The organism is Nonomuraea sp. MTCD27 (assembly GCF_041950495.1).
Taxonomy (GTDB): Bacteria; Actinomycetota; Actinomycetes; order Streptosporangiales; family Streptosporangiaceae; genus Nonomuraea.
The window spans coordinates 162,748-178,142 of record NZ_JBGNUW010000016.1 but is presented as its reverse complement, the minus strand read 5'-3'; the positions used below and the strand labels follow the sequence as shown (position 1 = coordinate 178,142).

General features: G+C 70.7%; 14 protein-coding genes and 1 pseudogene. 5 read left to right on the top strand and 10 right to left on the bottom strand.

The features are described 5' to 3' along the window. Position 1 precedes the first annotated feature (1 nt). Both ACBJ59_RS39620 and ACBJ59_RS39615 read right to left on the bottom strand, forming a co-directional pair. A complete protein-coding gene (locus ACBJ59_RS39620; protein ID WP_375115271.1) occupies positions 2-622 on the bottom strand; it encodes a pyridoxamine 5'-phosphate oxidase family protein in 621 nt (206 codons plus the stop codon). 22 nt (positions 623-644) lie between these two features. Continuing rightward, positions 645-1,175 (bottom strand): winged helix-turn-helix transcriptional regulator, encoded by a 531-nt coding sequence (locus ACBJ59_RS39615; protein ID WP_375115270.1) that lies wholly within the window; start codon positions 1,173-1,175, stop codon positions 645-647. A 46-nt stretch (positions 1,176-1,221) separates the two neighbouring features. On the opposite strand from ACBJ59_RS39615, the gene ACBJ59_RS39610 reads away from it, so the two are divergent. Then, positions 1,222-2,568: an MFS transporter gene (locus ACBJ59_RS39610; RefSeq protein ID WP_375115269.1), complete on the top strand. Its 1,347-nt coding sequence runs from the start codon at positions 1,222-1,224 to the stop codon at positions 2,566-2,568. A gap of 19 nt (positions 2,569-2,587) precedes the next feature. After that, positions 2,588-3,442: an alpha/beta fold hydrolase gene (locus ACBJ59_RS39605; protein WP_375115268.1), complete on the top strand. Its 855-nt coding sequence runs from the start codon at positions 2,588-2,590 to the stop codon at positions 3,440-3,442. 15 nt (positions 3,443-3,457) lie between these two features. Here the strand turns inward: ACBJ59_RS39605 and ACBJ59_RS39600 are convergent, their stop codons facing one another. After that, the gene (locus ACBJ59_RS39600) at positions 3,458-4,543 is read right to left on the bottom strand and encodes a PrsW family intramembrane metalloprotease (protein WP_375115267.1); all 1,086 of its coding nucleotides are present in this window, start codon (positions 4,541-4,543) and stop codon (positions 3,458-3,460) included. Between the two features lie 59 nt (positions 4,544-4,602). Next, a complete protein-coding gene (locus ACBJ59_RS39595) occupies positions 4,603-5,814 on the bottom strand; it encodes an amidohydrolase (protein WP_375115266.1) in 1,212 nt (403 codons plus the stop codon). 37 nt (positions 5,815-5,851) lie between these two features. Between ACBJ59_RS39595 and ACBJ59_RS39590 the strand changes: the two genes are divergently transcribed. Next, complete coding sequence (locus ACBJ59_RS39590) at positions 5,852-6,250, top strand: ester cyclase (RefSeq protein WP_375115265.1); 399 nt, start codon at positions 5,852-5,854, stop codon at positions 6,248-6,250. Positions 6,251-6,279: 29 nt separating this feature from the next. Next, the gene (locus ACBJ59_RS39585) at positions 6,280-6,753 is read left to right on the top strand and encodes a TIGR03618 family F420-dependent PPOX class oxidoreductase (RefSeq protein WP_375115264.1); all 474 of its coding nucleotides are present in this window, start codon (positions 6,280-6,282) and stop codon (positions 6,751-6,753) included. On the opposite strand, the gene ACBJ59_RS39580 is transcribed toward ACBJ59_RS39585, so the two are convergent. Next, entirely contained in the window at positions 6,704-8,107 is a 1,404-nt protein-coding gene (locus tag ACBJ59_RS39580) for an MFS transporter (RefSeq protein WP_375115263.1), read from the bottom strand. The two genes, ACBJ59_RS39585 and ACBJ59_RS39580, sit on opposite strands and share 50 nt — an antisense overlap. Before the next feature lie 468 nt (positions 8,108-8,575). Between ACBJ59_RS39580 and ACBJ59_RS39575 the strand changes: the two genes are divergently transcribed. After that, complete coding sequence (locus ACBJ59_RS39575) at positions 8,576-9,409, top strand: glycerophosphodiester phosphodiesterase (protein ID WP_375115262.1); 834 nt, start codon at positions 8,576-8,578, stop codon at positions 9,407-9,409. Here ACBJ59_RS39575 and ACBJ59_RS39570 read toward each other — a convergent pair. The 5 genes and pseudogenes from ACBJ59_RS39570 to ACBJ59_RS39550 form a co-directional block, all read right to left on the bottom strand. Continuing rightward, the gene (locus tag ACBJ59_RS39570) at positions 9,346-9,816 is read right to left on the bottom strand and encodes a hypothetical protein (RefSeq protein ID WP_375115389.1); all 471 of its coding nucleotides are present in this window, start codon (positions 9,814-9,816) and stop codon (positions 9,346-9,348) included. The two genes, ACBJ59_RS39575 and ACBJ59_RS39570, sit on opposite strands and share 64 nt — an antisense overlap. Positions 9,817-9,850: 34 nt before the next feature. Beyond that, positions 9,851-10,240 (bottom strand): annotated as a pseudogene (locus ACBJ59_RS39565) (PQQ-binding-like beta-propeller repeat protein); the annotation flags it as partial. A gap of 115 nt (positions 10,241-10,355) precedes the next feature. Continuing rightward, positions 10,356-13,175, bottom strand: coding sequence for a vitamin B12-dependent ribonucleotide reductase (locus ACBJ59_RS39560; protein ID WP_375115261.1), 2,820 nt, complete (start codon positions 13,173-13,175; stop codon positions 10,356-10,358). Then, on the bottom strand, positions 13,172-13,627 hold the full coding sequence (gene nrdR, locus ACBJ59_RS39555) for a transcriptional regulator NrdR (protein ID WP_364113115.1): 456 nt from the start codon (positions 13,625-13,627) through the stop codon (positions 13,172-13,174). Before nrdR ends, ACBJ59_RS39560 begins: the two co-directional genes overlap by 4 nt. Positions 13,628-14,303: 676 nt before the next feature. After that, positions 14,304-14,615, bottom strand: coding sequence for a LysM peptidoglycan-binding domain-containing protein (locus ACBJ59_RS39550; RefSeq protein WP_375115260.1), 312 nt, complete (start codon positions 14,613-14,615; stop codon positions 14,304-14,306). Between the last annotated feature and the right edge of the window lie 780 nt (positions 14,616-15,395).

The window sequence follows — 15,395 nt, the reverse complement described above, 5'->3', positions numbered from 1 at the left end:
GTCAGCCGTACAGGCGCTTGGCGTACGCCTCGCCGTAGTAGTTCTCGAGCTCCTCGAGGCTCTCCTCCACCTTCTGCACGTCCTTGACCAGCCTCGCGTGCGACGGCAGGGCGTCGGACCCCCAGCTCTCCGGCTTCCACAGCGCCGAGCGCATGAACGCCTTGGCGCAGTGGAAGAAGATCTGCTCGATCTCGACGACCAGCGCGAGGTGCGGGCGGTGGCCCTTGACGATCAGCTCGTCGAAGAACGGGGCCTCGCGGACCAGCCGGGCCCGGCCGTTGACGCGCAGGGTCTCGTTGCGCCCGGGGATCAGAAAGATCAACCCCACATGCGGATTTTTCAGGATATTGAGGAATCCGTCCGCCCGGCGGTTCCCCGGACGATCCGGGATCGCGATCGTCACGTCGTCGATCACGTGGACGAAGCCGGCCGGGTCGCCCTTGGGCGAGACGTCGCAGTTGCCCGCCTCGTCCGAGGTGGCGATCAGACAGAAGGGCGAGGCCGCCAGCCACTCGAGGTCGCGCTCGTGCAGGCGTACCCGCTCCTTGGTCGCCGCCCGCGGCATGACCTCGCCGAGGAGTTCGCGCAGCTCGGCCTCCGACTCGATCTCCGACCAGCTCATGTGATCTCCCTTCGGGGTTTCATCAAATTTTGTCAGGAATCGGGGCCAACATCCGGTGGGGCGTCCGAAGGGCGAGACTCACCTGGTCCTGCCGCGTGTCGGCGCTGAGCCCCGGGCCGGGGCGGACCTCGACCTCCTCGATCGGGACGCTCCTGCCGCAGGTGCAGCAGACCGACAGCGGGTCGAGCCGGGTGCCGCAGGGCACGTGGTGGAAGAGGCGGCGGGGGCCGTTCGCGGCCAGGTGGCGGTCGCTCCACTGACCCAGGGCCAGCAGGGGTTGCCAGAGCTCGCGGCCGACGGGGGTCAGGAGGTATTCGTCGCGGGGCGGCGCGTCCTGGTAGCGGCGGCGCTCCAGCAGGCCCGCCTCGACGAGCGCGGCCAGCCGCTGGGACAGGACGGCCCTGGGGATGTCGAGGTGGGCCTGGAAGTCGCCGAAGCGGCGCACGCCGTACATGGCGTCGCGGATGACCAGCAGCGTCCACCGCTCGCCGATCACTTCCAGGGCACTGGCCAGCGCACAGTCCTGGCCGTCGTAGTTCTTGCCGAGCGCCATGGGACCCATGTTAGTTCATTCACCGAACCGTGCTAGCGTGCGCGGCATGAGTTCAATGACCGAACCGATGACGTCGCGGCGCGGGCCGACGCTCGCCGTGGCGTCGTGGGCGCCGCTGCTCGTGCTCACCAACTTCACGCTGCCGATGGTGACGCTGCCGCAGACCGCGCGATCGCTGGGCGCCGGGCCGACCGGGCCGGTGTGGATCCTGGGCTCGATCGCGCTCGGGCTGTCGTCGATGTTGCTGGTCGCGGGCGGGCTGGCCGACGACTACGGGCGCCGGCGGGTGCTGGTCGCGGGCACGGGCGTGCTGGCCGCCGCCAGCGTGGTGGCCGCGGTGAGCCCGACCGTGCCGGTGTTCGTGCTGGCCCGGCTGGTGCAGGGCGCGGCGAGCGCGGCGATGCTGGCGGCGAGCCTGGGCATCGTGGGACATGCCTTCCCCACCGGGGCGGAGCGGGTGCGGGCCACCGGGCGGTACGGGGCCATGATCGGGCTGGGCACCGCGGTGGGGCCGCTGGTGTCCGGGCTGCCGGCCGCGGTGACGAGCTGGCGGGCGGCGTACTGGCTGATGGCGGCCGGCGCGCTGGTGCTGGCGATCATGTCGGCCCGGGTGCTGGAGGAGTCGCGCTCCGAGGTGCCGCGCAGGCTGGACGTGCCGGGGGTGGTGCTGCTCAGCCTGGGCGTTGCGGCGCTGGTCGCGGGGGTGACGGAGGGGCGTGCCGGGTGGGGCCGGCCGGTCGTGCTCGAGGCGTTCGCGCTGGCCGTGGTGCTGCTGGCGGCGTTCGTGGCGGTCGAGCGGCGGCGGCCGGAGCCGCTGCTGGACCTGGAGCTGTTCGGGCGGCCGGCGTTCCTGGTGGCGACCGGTGGGGCGCTGGTCGTGGGGGCGGCGGTGGTCGGGCTGCTCAGCTACCTGCCGACCGTGCTGCAGACGGCCCACGGGCTGGCGCCGCTGGACACGGCGCTGCTGTTCTGCGTCTGGTCGGGGCTGTCGTTCGTGGCCTCGCTGCTGACCCGGCACGTACGCCTCGGCACGGCCGCGCGGCTGGCCCTGGGCCTGGGGCTGAGCGCGGCCGGGTTCGCCGCGCTGCTGGGCGCGGGCTCCTCGTTGTCCCTGCCGCTGATCGCCGGCGGGCTGGCGGTGAGCGGGGTGGGATCGGGACTGATCAACTCCTCGATCACGCACCTCGCGATCGAGAGCGTGCCGGCGCACCGGGTCGGCATGGGCTCGGGGGCGAACAACACCGCCAGGTACGTCGGCTCCTCGCTGGGCGCCGCCGGGATGGCGGCACTCGTGGGGGCCTTCGGCCTGGCCCAGGGCACGGCGGTCGCGGTGGCGGCCTGCGTCGTACTCACGGGCGGCACGGCGCTGGCCGTGCTGGCCGTCCGGAAATGACCATGATGGAGTGGAGACCATGACCGGATCGCGGATGGCCGACCTCGACGGCCTGCGCATGCACTACCTGATCGACGGCGCGGGCCCGCTGCTCGTCCTGCTGCACGGATGGCCGCAGACCTCCCACTGCTGGCGGCACCTCATCCCCGCGCTGGCTGAGCACTTCACCGTGGTGGCGCCCGACCTGCGCGGCTACGGCCACACCGACAAGCCGGCCACCGGCTACGACAAGCGCACGATGGCGGCCGACGTCCGCGCCCTGGCGCGCTCGCTCGGCCACGACCGGGTCCTGCTCGCCGGGCACGACCGGGGTGCCAGGGTCGCCCACCGGTACGCGCTCGACCACCCCGGCGAGGTGGACCGCCTGGTGGTCATGGACATCATCCCGACCAGGGAGATGTGGCGCAGGTACGACATGACGACCGGGCTGGCGGCCGGCACCTGGCACTGGACGTTCCACCTGCAGCCCGACCTGCCGGAGCGGCTCGCGGGCCAGGACGTGCGCGGCTACCTGGGCTACTTCTTCGACAAGTGGACGGTTCAGCGGTCGCGGCTGGAGGTCGACGAGTACGTGCGGGCCTTCGAGCGGCCGGGGGCGCTGCGGGCGGGGTTCGAGGACTACCGGGCCTCGTTCCCGTACGACGCCGAGCACGACGACGCCGACTGGGAGGCGGGCCGGCGACTGGAGCTGCCGGTGCTGGCGCTGTGGGGCTCGGCCGGGCTGCCCAGCAGGGTGCCGGTGCTCGACATCTGGCGCGATTACGCACTTGACGTGCGGGGAGCCGAAATTCCCGACTGCGGGCATTTCCTGGCCGAGGAGCAACCGGACGCCGTGCTCGCGCACCTGCGGGACTTCCTGCTGCCGAGGGACTGACCAGCCACCGAACGGCTACCAGCGGCGGGCGTGCGCCATCACGCCGAGGAGCGCGTCGCGCTCCAGACCGAACCTGCGCGGCTCCACGGCGTGCCGCTCTGCCCGCAGGTGCAGCAGGGTCAGCTCGGTCGCCGCCTGCTGGTAGTCGCTCATGGCGCGGCCGAGCCCCGCTCCCCTGGCCCACTTGCGGGCCGTCTTGCGGGTGGACAGCGTGGTCAGCATGCGGACGTCGGCATCGGTGATCAGGCCGGTCTGCTGGTAGGCGGGCAGGTAGTAGGCCATCCGGGCGACGAGCTGGCGGCGCTCGACGACGGTCACCACGATGAGCAGGACCAGCGTGGCCATGATCACCAGGTAGGCGACGCCCAGCCAGGTGAGCGAGCCCGTGGTGGCGGCGCCGTTCCAGAGGCCGTGCAGGAGGACCGCGCCCAGGTAGCCGAGCGGGATCGCGGCGAACCTGGCCGCCGTGCGGCGGGTCAGCGCGTACGCGACACCCAGGCCGATCATGGAGGTGTAGATGGGATGGCCGAGCGGGTCGATCAGCCCGCGCACCACGAAGAGCTGGACCGCCGCGCCGGGGCCGTCCTCGCCGAACGCGAGCAGGTAGTAGCCCACGTTCTCCACGGCGGCGAAGCCGAGGCCGGCCATGGAGGCGTACACGATGCCGTCGGTCAGGCCGTCGATCTCCGCCCGCCGGCGCAGGAGCAGCAGCAGCGCCGAGCCCTTCAGCGCCTCCTCGACCACCGGCGCCAGCACCACGGCGCCGATGTCCTCGACGGCCGCGGAGGCGTAGCCGGCCCGGACGAACAGCTGCTGGCCGAGCAGCGTCAGCGCGATGCCGGCCACGATGGCCACCCCGGCGCCCCACGCGAAGGCGAACGCGAGGTGCAGCTTCGGCTCGGGTTCGAGCCGGTCCAGCGAGAGGACGGCCGCGAGGAGCACCGGAAGGGGCGCCACGGCCAGCAGCGCGGACAGGCCGAACCCGACGGGACCGCCGGAGAACAGCATGACGGCCAGCACGATCAGGGCGAGGACGCCGGAGACGACCAGTCCGACCAGCAGGGCCTTGCTGGGGCGCGGGGCGAGCAACGGAGCAGTCATTGTGGTGCCTCTCTTCCCGTTGGCTTCGCCCACTATGCGCGCCGCGCATCTACATGCGCTTAACGGTCACTTGATTCGCGATAATACGGATCAGCCACGACGGGCTCACCGCTCGTGTACGAATACACCTCCCGGCCGGAAATGAACACCCGCAGCGCCCGGCTCATGACGTCCAGCGGGTCGCCGGACCAGATGACCACGTCACCGTCCAGTCCCGGCCGCAACGCGCCCACCCGGTCGTCGAGGCCCATGATGCGGGCCGGGTTCACGGTGATCGAGCGCAGCGCGGCGGCCGGGTCCATGCCCTCCTTGACCGCCAGCGTGGCCTGGTGCACGAGGAAGTTGATGGGCACCACGGGGTGGTCGGTGGTGATCGCCAGCTCGACGCCGGCCCGGTCGAGGATGCCCGGGTTGCGCAGGGAGCGCTGGCGCAGCTCGACCTTCGACCGGGTGGTGAACAGCGGGCCGATGATGACGGGAACGTTCCGCTCGGCCAGGGTGTCGGCCAGCAGGTGCCCCTCGGTGCCATGGTTGATCACCAGGCGGTAGCCGAACTCGCCGGCCAGCCGGAGCGCGGTGGAGATGTCGTCGGCCCGGTGGGTGTGCTGGCACCACGGCAGCTCGCCGTCCAGCACGCGGACCAGGACCTCCAGCGTGCCGTCACGGTCGAACGGCTTGCCCTCGTCCTCGGCGGCGGCCCTCCTGGCCCGGTAGTCCTGGGCCTTCATGAACGCGTCGCGGATCACCGCGGCCACGCCCTGGCGGGTGGACGGCAGCTTCTTCTGGTCGCCGTACACCCGCTTGGGGTTCTCACCGAGCGCGCTCTTGACGCTCACCGGCTCCTTGATCAGCATCTCGTCCACGGACCTGCCCCAGCACTTGATCGCGACCGTCTGGCCGCCGATCGGGTTGCCGGAGCCGGGCTTGATCACCGCGGTCGTCACCCCGCCGGACAGCGCGTCGCCGAAGGCCAGGTCGGCCGGGTTGATGGCGTCGAGAGCGCGCAGGCGGGCGCCGTTGGGGTCGGTCATCTCGTTGGTGTCCTGGCCGGCCCAGCCCTCGGCCTCCTCGTGCACGCCGAGGTGACCGTGGGCCTCCACGAAACCGGGCAGCACCCAGCCGCCCGCGGCGTCCACGACGGGGATCCCCTCGGGCACGTCCACGTCCCGGCCGACCGCGGTGATCTTCCCGTCCTGGATGAGTACGGTTCCGCCGTCGATGGGGTCGCCGTCGACCGGCACGACATATCCACTGGTAATGGCAAGATTCATGAGTTGTAACCTACCGGCGAGCGGGTAGTGGGCCTGGATGATCGCGAACCTGTACAGACGATGGCTGCTCGAGCTGTGGAACGGCGACTTCGATCTGGCACACGAGCTGGTCACCCCCGGCTTCACCGGGCACTGGCCCGGCATGGACGTGTCCGGGCCCGACGGGCTGATCGAGGCGCTCCGGCAGGGGCACGCGCCGTTCGCCGACGTCAAGGTGACCCTGGACATCGGGCCGATCGTGGACGGCGACCTGGTGTCGGCGCGGTGGACGTTCGGCGGGACGTACCGGGGCGGCATCCCCGGCGCGGAGACGGCCGAGGGCACCAGGATCGCCTTCAGCGGGCACGACATCCTGCGGGTCGAGGACGGCAGGTTCGCCGAGTACTGGGTGATCTCGGACGCTCAGACGTTCAACCGAGAGCTCGGTATAGGGTGATATTTCCTGATCCGGGCTAAAGGTGATGCATGACGGTGAACTCCGGGGCCGGAGCGGTCCCCGAACCCCGGCCGCTCGGGGACGCGGAGCTGTCGGAGCTGCTGGCCAGGCAGCGGTTCGGCGCGCTGGCGACGAACAAGGGCGACGGCCACCCGTACCTGTCCACCGTCCTGTACGCCTGGGACCCGGAGCAGCGCGTGGTGCGGATCTCGACCCTCGCCGACCTGCCCAAGGTGCGCCAGCTGCACAAGGATCCGCGTGGCGCGCTCTACGTGGCCAGCGACGACTTCTGGTCCTACGCCGTGGCCGAGGGCAAGGCGGAGCTGTCGCCGGTGACCGCCGAGCCGGGCGACGAGGTGGGCAGGGAACTGCTGGCCATGCGGCCGTCGTTCGCCGAGCCCGCCGACACCGAGGCGTTCCTGCGGCAGGTGGTGGCCGACCGGCGGCTGGTGATCAGGCTGAGGGTGTCGCGGCTGTACGGGACGCTGCTGCCAGCCGCATAGCGCGGCGCCGGTTGTAGGCCACGGTCGAGATCACGACCAGGACGAGCGCCAGGTCGATGGCCGCCGACCAGCGCATGGCCAGGACATGCTGCCCGCCCTCGGCGACGGCGAAGAAGACCGCGCCGATCACCGCCACGCCGCCCGCGCCCGCGAACTGCTGGGCCGTGCTCAGGATGCCGGAGCCGATCCCGGCCTGGTGCGGCGCGACCTCGACCAGCGCCGCGCCGATGAGCTGCGGCAGGACCAGGCCGTTGCCCGCGCCGACGAGGATCAGCGCGGCCACGACGTACGGCAGGCCCAGCCCGGCCCCGGCCACCATCATGCCCAGGCCGAGCGCCGTGACGGTGCCGCCGATCATGACGACGATCAGGCCGTACCTCCGGACCAGCCGCGTCCCCAGCAGCGAGGTGATCGAGAACATCACGCCCATCGGCGCGAACGCCAGCCCCGCCTGGAACGCCGTGAGCCCGCGCCCGGCCTGCAGCAGCAGCGTCAGCGTGAACATGAACGAGGCGAAGTACGCCATGAACGCCACGATCGAGCCGATCCCGGCCTGGTACGAGTGCACCTTGAGCAGCGCCAGGTCGAGCACCGGCTGCCCGCCGCGCGCCCCGAGCACCCGCTGCCGGCGCCAGGTCAGCGCGAACACCGGGACGCTCGCCGCCATGCAGGCCCAGGTCCAGACCGGCCAGCCCAGGCTGTTGCCCAGGCCGAGCGGCACCAGCACCAGCGCCAGCGCGGCGGCCAGGCCGGTGGCGCCCGGCAGGTCGAGCCTGGCCCGGCGGCCGGTCTCGACCTCCGGCAGCAGCCACGCGGCCAGCGGCACGACGACCAGGCCGACGGGCAGGTTGATGAGGAAGATGACCCGCCAGCCGAGCCCGAGCACGTCGGCGGTCAGCAGCAGCCCGCCGAGCACCTGGCCGGCGATCGAGCCCAGGCCGCCGGTGGCGCCGTACCAGCCGAGGGCGCGCCCCCGCTCCTCCGGCGGGAACGCGGCCGAGATCGTGGCCAGCACCTGCGGCACCATGACGGCGCCCGCCAGGCCCTGGAGCAGGCGGGCGGCGACGAGCTGGGCCGGGGTCGCGGCGATCCCGCACAGCAGCGACGCGGCCGTGAACGCGGCCACGCCCCAGACGAACATCCGCCGGTAGCCGTAGCGGTCGCCCAGCCGGCCGCCGGTGATCATGCCGGCCGCGTACGTGAAGGCGTAGCCGCCCACGATCAGCTCCAGGGCGGCGGGTCCGGCCCGCAGGTCGTGCTCGATGGAGGGCGCGGCCACGTTGACCACGAAGAAGTCGAACTGGGCCATGAACCACGCCGACAGGAGAACGGCCAGCGTTCCACCGACTTTCACGACGAACAGGCTAGAACCACCCGGCCGTCCGGGCCTCGGCCGGGCCCTCGCAACTTCCCGGGCACCGGCTTGCGCCGTCCTCGTGATCGTCGCGCTGTGCGGGATCCCCACGCAGGCCGCGAGCCGCCTTCGGCGTCGAGCAGGCCGTGGACGTCTACCTCCGGATCCCGGGTGCACCCCCGCAAGATCACTGACGACGCCTGGTCGCGCGGCAAGGGGCTGCTCGGCGCGATGACCTGGAGATGTCCGGCGACACCGGCCCTCTGACCACCGCGCTCGAAGCTGGACTCCGCCAGCACCGTTCCGCAGTACGGCGGCGCCGGCCTCCGCGAACCCGGAGCTCCTGAGTGCCGGGCCGCGTGTCGAATGCTCATCCCTGCGGCATCGCACGGCTACTCTGCTCTCAACTTCAGGTCATGCGATCTTGTCATTGTCGAGTCGTTTGTCTCTCCCCAGCAGAGGAGACCCATGTTCAGACGACTCGTCGTCATCATCGCGACCTCCCTCACCCTCCTCGCCGAACCCGCTCTCCTCGCCTCCCCCGCCCACGCCGCGACCGTCATCAACGTCGCCCACAGAGGCGCCTCCGCCTACGCCCCCGAGAACACGATCGCCGCCTTCGAGCTGGCCGGCGCGCAGGGCGCCGACATGTTCGAGCTCGACGTCCAGGAGACCAAGGACCACGAGCTGGTCCTGATGCACGACACGACGCTGGCCCGCACCACCGACGTCGAGCGGGTCTTCCCCGGCCTGTCCCCCTGGAACGTCGGCGACCTCACGCTCGCCCAGATCCGCGAGCTGGACGCCGGCTCGTGGCTGTCCGGCGAGTACGACGACGAGCCCGTGCCCACCCTCGGCGAGGCGCTGAGCGCGATGAGCGGCTCCGGCATGGGCCTGCTCATGGAGGTCAAGGCCCCGAACCTCTACCCGGGGATCGAGGCCCGCATCGCCGCCGAGCTGCGCCGCCATTCCTCCTGGCTCGCGCCGGGGCGGCTCGTGGTGCAGTCGTTCGACTGGGGGTCGATGCGGGAGTTCGACGAGTTGCTGCCGAACGTGCCGATCGGGTTGCTCGGCACGCCCTCGACCGGGGAGTTGCCGGGGCTGGCGGCCTTCGCCGACCAGATCAACCCGCCGTACACCACGCTCACCGCCGCGTACGTGCGGCGGGTGCACTCCCTCGGCATGGACGTCCTGGCCTGGACCGTCGACAACCCGGACACCATGCGCCGCATGATCACCTACCGGGTGGACGGCATCATCACCAACAAGCCCGACGTCCTACGCGACGTGATCGACGCCTGAGCTCGGTGCCGCCGGCACGGCCAGCCGGATCCGGTTGGTCGTGCGGTCTTGCGCATCAGGCTCGCCACGTACGTCTTCACCGTCGAAACCCCCAGGTAGAGGCGCTCGGCGATCTCCCGGTTCGACGTGTCCGCGCGGCGCCGGGGCTCCTCGGCGTCGGCGCGGTCGCGGGCCTGGCGGGCGTTCTCGCGGGTCAGCCGCACGTACGCGCCGGACAGCAGCGGGACTCCCAGCAGGATGGACAGCCGGTAGAGCGTCGGCGCCACCTCGGCGGCCGGTGCCGACATGGCGTGCAGGGTCAGGAAAAAGGCCGACACCCCCGCCCCGTACGCGATGCGCCGCCCCCGCCCCCGCAGCGCCAGCTCGAACAGCGCCACGGCCACCATCGCCTTGATCGGCACCCCCACGCCGCGGGCGTACCGTGGCCATGCGCTGCGGCGTCCGCCACAGAAGCCGCCCGTCCGCCAGGTCGAATGCCGCCAAGGGCGTATAACCGCGCCAACCGCCGACGACGACCGTGCTTCCGCTGGCCACGACATGCCCGGTGAATTCCCGCAATTCGGCGCTCCATCGCACCACCCCCGTCGCGAGATCGAGGCAGGACAGCTGAGCTTTGTCCTGAGGGAGAACCAGGCAACAGTCGCCGGCCACCACGACGGCCCGCGGCCAGGCCCCCACCGGACGGTCCCAGCGGACCGAGCCGTCGTGACGGTTCAGGCAGACCAGCCGCGTGTGGCGCTCATGCACCACGACCCGGCCAACCGTCGCTGCCGCCCTCGACGCCATACCCGGCTGATGAAGCCGCCGCTCCCACAATGTCTGCCCGATCATCAGGGCATTTCACCAGGGAAGCAGTGATATCGCCAGCGGTTGACGGGCCGGGCGGGGAATCAGGGCCATCCCCGGTTCCCCGCCCGGCCACATCGAACTGTCGGCTACTGGTTGATCAGCTGCAACCGCTGGTCGAGCCGCAGCCCTCGCAGACGTAGCAGCTACCGGCCGGACGCATCTTCGTGCCGCACGTCATGCAGAGCGGCGCGTCGGCGGTGAAGCGCTGGTGGCTCTCCAGCGTCAGCTCCTGGGGCGCCTGCTCGGCCTTCGGCTGGGCGGCGGCGGACTCGATGGGGGCCGACTGCGCCAGCGCCTCACGGTCGACCGTCTCCTGCAGGGCCGCCGGGTCCTCGCCGCGCTGCTGCGCCGCCCGCTCGGCCGCCGAGAAGATGCCCAGCGCCGCCCGCTCGTCGTAAGGCAGGTGGTCCAGGGCCAGGCGGCGGAAGATGTAGTCCATCACCGACGTGGCCATCCGGATGTCCGGGTCGTCCGTCATCCCGGCCGGCTCGAACCGCATGTTGACGAACTTGCTCATGTACGTCTCCAGCGGCACTCCGTACTGGAGCCCGATGGAGATCGCCACCGAGAAGGCGTCCATGACGCCCGCCAGCGTCGAGCCCTGCTTGGACATCTTGAGGAAGACCTCGCCGAGCCCGTCGTCAGGGTAGGACGAGGCGGTCATGTAGCCCTTGGCACCGCCCACCGTGAAGCGGGTGGTCATGCTCGGCCGCTGGTTGGGCATGCGCCGCCGGGTCGGCCGGTTGACCTCGATGACCTTGACCTCGGGCTCCTTGACCTCCTTGGCCTCCTGCTTCTTGGAGCCGTCGCCGGCCGACAGCGGCTGGCCGACCTTGCAGTTGTCGCGGTAGACGGCCAGGGCCTTGAGGCCGAGCTTCCAGCCCTCCAGGTAGACCTGCTCGATGTCGTCGATCGTGGCCGACTCTGGCAGGTTGACCGTCTTGGAGATGGCGCCGGACAGGAACGGCTGGGTGGCGGCCATCATGCGCACGTGGCCCATCGGCGCGATCGCCCGCTCGCCCATGGCGCAGTCGAACACCTCGTAGTGCTCCTGGCGCAGGCCGGGGGCGTCGACGACGTGGCTGTGCTCGGCGATGTACTCGACGATGGCCTCGATCTGCTCCTGCTGGTAGCCGAGCTGCCTGAGCGCCCGCGGGATCGTCTGGTTGACGATCTGCATGGACCCGCCGCCGACGAGCTTCTTGAACTTGACCAGCGCCAGGTCCGGCTCGATGCCGGTCGTGTCGCAGTCCATCATGAGGCCGATCGTCCCGGTGGGGGCGAGGAGGCTGGCCTGGGCGTTGCGGTAGCCGTTCTTCTCGCCCAGCTTCAGGCACTCCGACCACTGACGCGACGCCTCGGCGTGGATCTTCGCGTCCATGGAGCCGACCGTGCGCAGGTCGTCGTTGGCCGCGGCGTGCTTGCGCATGACCCGCTTGTGCGGCTCGGCGTTGCGGGCATACCCGTCGTACGCCCCCACGACCCCGGCGAGCTCGGCACTGCGCCGGTAGGACACACCGGTCATCAGCGACGTGATCGCTCCCGCCACCGCCCGGCCGCCGTCGGAGTCGTAGGCGTGACCCGTCGCCATGAGCAGCGCGCCCAGGTTGGCGTAGCCGATGCCGAGCTGCCGGTATGCCCGCGTCGTCTCACCGATCTTCTCCGTCGGGAAGTCGGCGAACGTGATCGAGATGTCCATCGCGGTGATGATCAACTCGGTCAGCTTGACGAAGTCGGCGACGTTGAAGGTGTTGTCGTCCTTCAGGAACTTCAGCAGGTTGATGCTGGCCAGGTTGCAGGAGGAGTTGTCCAGATGGACGTATTCGCTGCACGGGTTGCTGGCGGTGATCCGGCCCGTCTCCGGGGTGGTGTGCCAGTCGTTGATCGTGTCGTCGTACTGGACGCCGGGGTCGGCGCACTCCCAGGCGGCCTTGGCCATCTTGCGGAACAGGTCCTTGGCGTCGACCTTCTCGATGACCTCGCCGGTCAGGCGGGCCCGCAGGCCGAAGTCGCCGCCCTTCTCCACCGCGCGCATGAACTCGTCGGAGACGCGTACGGAGTTGTTGGCGTTCTGGTACTGGACGGAGACGATGTCCTTGCCGCCCAGGTCCATGTCGAACCCGGCGTCCCGCAGCGCGCGGATCTTGTCCTCCTCGCGCGCCTTGGTCTCGATGAACTCCTCGATGTCGGGGTGATCGACGTCGAGCACGACCATCTTGGCCGCCCGGCGCGTCGCGCCACCCGACTTGATCGTCCCCGCGGACGCGTCGGCGCCGCGCATGAACGACACCGGCCCGCTGGCCGTGCCACCGCTGCTGAGCAGTTCCTTGGACGAGCGGATCCGGGACAGGTTCACCCCCGAACCCGAGCCACCCTTGAAGATCACACCCTCTTCCTTGTACCACTCCAGGATCGACTCCATCTGGTCGTCCACGGAGAGGATGAAGCAAGCGCTCACCTGCTGCGGCGACTGGGTGCCCACGTTGAACCAGACCGGCGAGTTGAACGCGAACACCTGGTGCGCCAGCGCGTGCTTCAGCTCGTGGTCGAAGATCTCGGCGTCCTCGTCACTGGCGAAGTAGCCGTGCTCGAGCCCCGTCCTGGTGTAGACGCCGACGACTCTGTCGATCAGCTGCTTCAGGCTCCACTCGCGCTGCGGGGTGCCCACGGCCCCGCGGAAGTATTTGGTCGTCACGATGTTGGCCGCGTTGACCGACCAGAACTCGGGGAACTCGACACCCCGCTGCTCAAAGTTGATCGACCCGTCGCGCCAGTTCGTCATGACGACGTCGCGGCGCTCCCACTGGATCTCGTCATACGGGTGCACACCGGGCTTAGTGAAGATCCGCTTCATCTTCAGTCCCTTACGCGGACGCTTGCCCCCACGCGCGACTGAACCGCTGGCCGTCTCCGTCATGACTCCCCCTTCTCCGCCTTCAACTGTTTGATCTCGGCCTCGAAGTCCGCCAGGCTCTCGAAACCGCGATATACCGATGCGAACCGCAGGTAGGCCACCTCGTCGAGCTCCCGCAGCGGGCCGAGGATGGCCAGACCCACCTCGTTGGAGGGAAGCTCGGCCGCGCCCTTCGCCCTGATGGCCTCCTCCACCCGCTGCCCGAGCTGCGCCAGCGAATCCTCGCTGACGGGCCTGCCCTGGCACGCCCGCCGCACGCCCGCGACGACCTTGTCCCGCGAGAACGGCTCCGTCACTCCGCTGCGCTTGCTCACCATGAGCAGTACGGTCTCCTGCGTGGTGAACCTGCGCCCGCACTCGGGACAGGTGCGCCGACGCCTGATGGCCGCGCCGTCGTCCGTGGAGCGGCTGTCGATGACCCTGGTGTCAGGGTGGCGACAGAACGGACAGTGCACGCTTTCGCCTCCAAGACCTGCGGCCACCACACGCGCCAGAACCGTCCGCACGGGACGCTCGCGCACACTCCACGGCTATCCATGGAGCGGTCACGGAAACACAAGGTGTGGTGAACTACATCGGTGTAACTACTAGATGTTGTGGTCCAACCGTAGAAGCGCGCGACCATGAACGCAAGTTGAGCGACCCCATCCTGCTGAAGTCGCTGATCAGCCCCGCCCTCCCCACCGGACCCGGGCGTGTCGCCGGTCAGCAGTGATCTTCCCGCAGGTGAGGGCGTCACATGGGTTGCGCTGGGCCTCGCCCGTGAACAAACCTCACAACGGTACCCGAGGACTCATCCACCGCCTGCCATCCCTCCCGGCGCCGGCTTCGCGAGCCTGCCCGAGAGCACCGTACGCACCCCTCAGATCTGGCCGACTCCGCCCCAAACTCGCCCAAATACGGTCTGCGGGAGCCCCCCATCTCACGCGGCCCCAGTCCGAGGAGTCCGCAGTCCTGCCACGGGACACCCAGGAACCCCCTCGCCCGGAGGAACGAACCGGCGATCGTGGACAGGCAGACGTCAGGAACCCCAGGAGCGCGGACACCCCTGGTGCCCTTGACGCCTTGCCACGCTTTCCTGCCGGCCGACCGGCCATGGGCCAGCGAGACAGCGGGCCGCCGGTTCGACGATCAACGTAAGGCGGCCGTGTCCCCCGGCACGTAGAGACGGGTGCCCGGCCGGATGAGAGAGTCGGACAGGCCGTTCAGCCGCTTGATCTCCGCCACCAGGGCGCCCGGGTCATTCCCCTCGGAGAGCGCATCGGCGATCTTCCACAGCGTGTCGCCCTTGTGGACCTCGACCCACGGCAGCCCGGCCTGGCCCGCCACCACGACCCGCACCTCCGCATGCCCGGCCGCCCGCGTGCCGAGCCAGAACCCGCCGAGGGCCAGCAACGCCATGGCGATCACCAGCACGACGCGCCCGCGCCGGGTGAGCCGCACGGGCCTACGATCCCGCCGCGCAGGCGCAGAACCTCGCCGTGCAGGCGCATGACTCGGCTGGGCCGGAGCATCACCTCGCCAGGCAAGCGCACGTCCCTGCCGCCCGGGAGCAAGACCCCGCCGAGCAGAAGCGGAACCCCGCTGCACAGAAGCGGAACCCCGCCGCGAGGAAGCGAGACCTCGCCACACAGAAGCAGCACCTCGCTGCGCGGACGCGGGACCTCGCTGCCCGGAAGCAGCCCCTTGCAGCACAGACGCGGGACCTCGCTGCACGGATGACGCGGAAGCAGCGGCAGCGCCCCGCCACCCGGGGATGACCCGCCGCAGCCGGGCCGGCGACCGCCTCGCAGCAACACCCGACAAGCGCCTCACGGCACCCGCCAGTCGCCCCGGCACACCGGGTCGGCGCCGCCCCTTCCCGCGCCCACGCGCAAGGCCCGCCTTCGCAAGACGCCCCTTCCTTGTGCGGAAAGCCCCTACGCGCAGGCCGCCCCCGCCTTCGCGCTCCCCGCGCTCTCGGTAAGCCTCGCGACCCTCGTAAGCCTCGCGACCCTCGTAAGCCTCGCGACCCTCGTAAGCCTCGCGACCCTCGTAAGCCGCGCGCCCCCTTCCCCCTCGTCCCCCACCCGCCGAACCGCCATCCCCCTGCACCTGTGCCCTACCGCCCGGCGCCCTGTCCCCCGCATCGGGCCTGCGGCTCGCCACGGTGTCATCGCCTCCACCCGGCGCTCCGGATCCGCGACCACCCCGTGAGCCGGCCCTTGCCGGGGGGACGGTGTC

Bases quoted from the DNA above. Each gene is read 5' to 3' on its own strand.
- ACBJ59_RS39620 (WP_375115271.1), bottom strand. From the start codon at position 622: ATGAGCTGGTCGGAGATCGAGTCGGAGGCCGAGCTGCGCGAACTCCTC.
- ACBJ59_RS39615 (WP_375115270.1), bottom strand. From the start codon at position 1,175: ATGGCGCTCGGCAAGAACTACGACGGCCAGGACTGTGCGCTGGCCAGT.
- ACBJ59_RS39610 (WP_375115269.1), top strand. From the start codon at position 1,222: ATGAGTTCAATGACCGAACCGATGACGTCGCGGCGCGGGCCGACGCTC.
- ACBJ59_RS39605 (WP_375115268.1), top strand. From the start codon at position 2,588: ATGACCGGATCGCGGATGGCCGACCTCGACGGCCTGCGCATGCACTAC.
- ACBJ59_RS39600 (WP_375115267.1), bottom strand. From the start codon at position 4,543: ATGACTGCTCCGTTGCTCGCCCCGCGCCCCAGCAAGGCCCTGCTGGTC.
- ACBJ59_RS39595 (WP_375115266.1), bottom strand. From the start codon at position 5,814: ATGAATCTTGCCATTACCAGTGGATATGTCGTGCCGGTCGACGGCGAC.
- ACBJ59_RS39590 (WP_375115265.1), top strand. From the start codon at position 5,852: ATGATCGCGAACCTGTACAGACGATGGCTGCTCGAGCTGTGGAACGGC.
- ACBJ59_RS39585 (WP_375115264.1), top strand. From the start codon at position 6,280: ATGACGGTGAACTCCGGGGCCGGAGCGGTCCCCGAACCCCGGCCGCTC.
- ACBJ59_RS39575 (WP_375115262.1), top strand. From the start codon at position 8,576: ATGTTCAGACGACTCGTCGTCATCATCGCGACCTCCCTCACCCTCCTC.
- ACBJ59_RS39560 (WP_375115261.1), bottom strand. From the start codon at position 13,175: ATGACGGAGACGGCCAGCGGTTCAGTCGCGCGTGGGGGCAAGCGTCCG.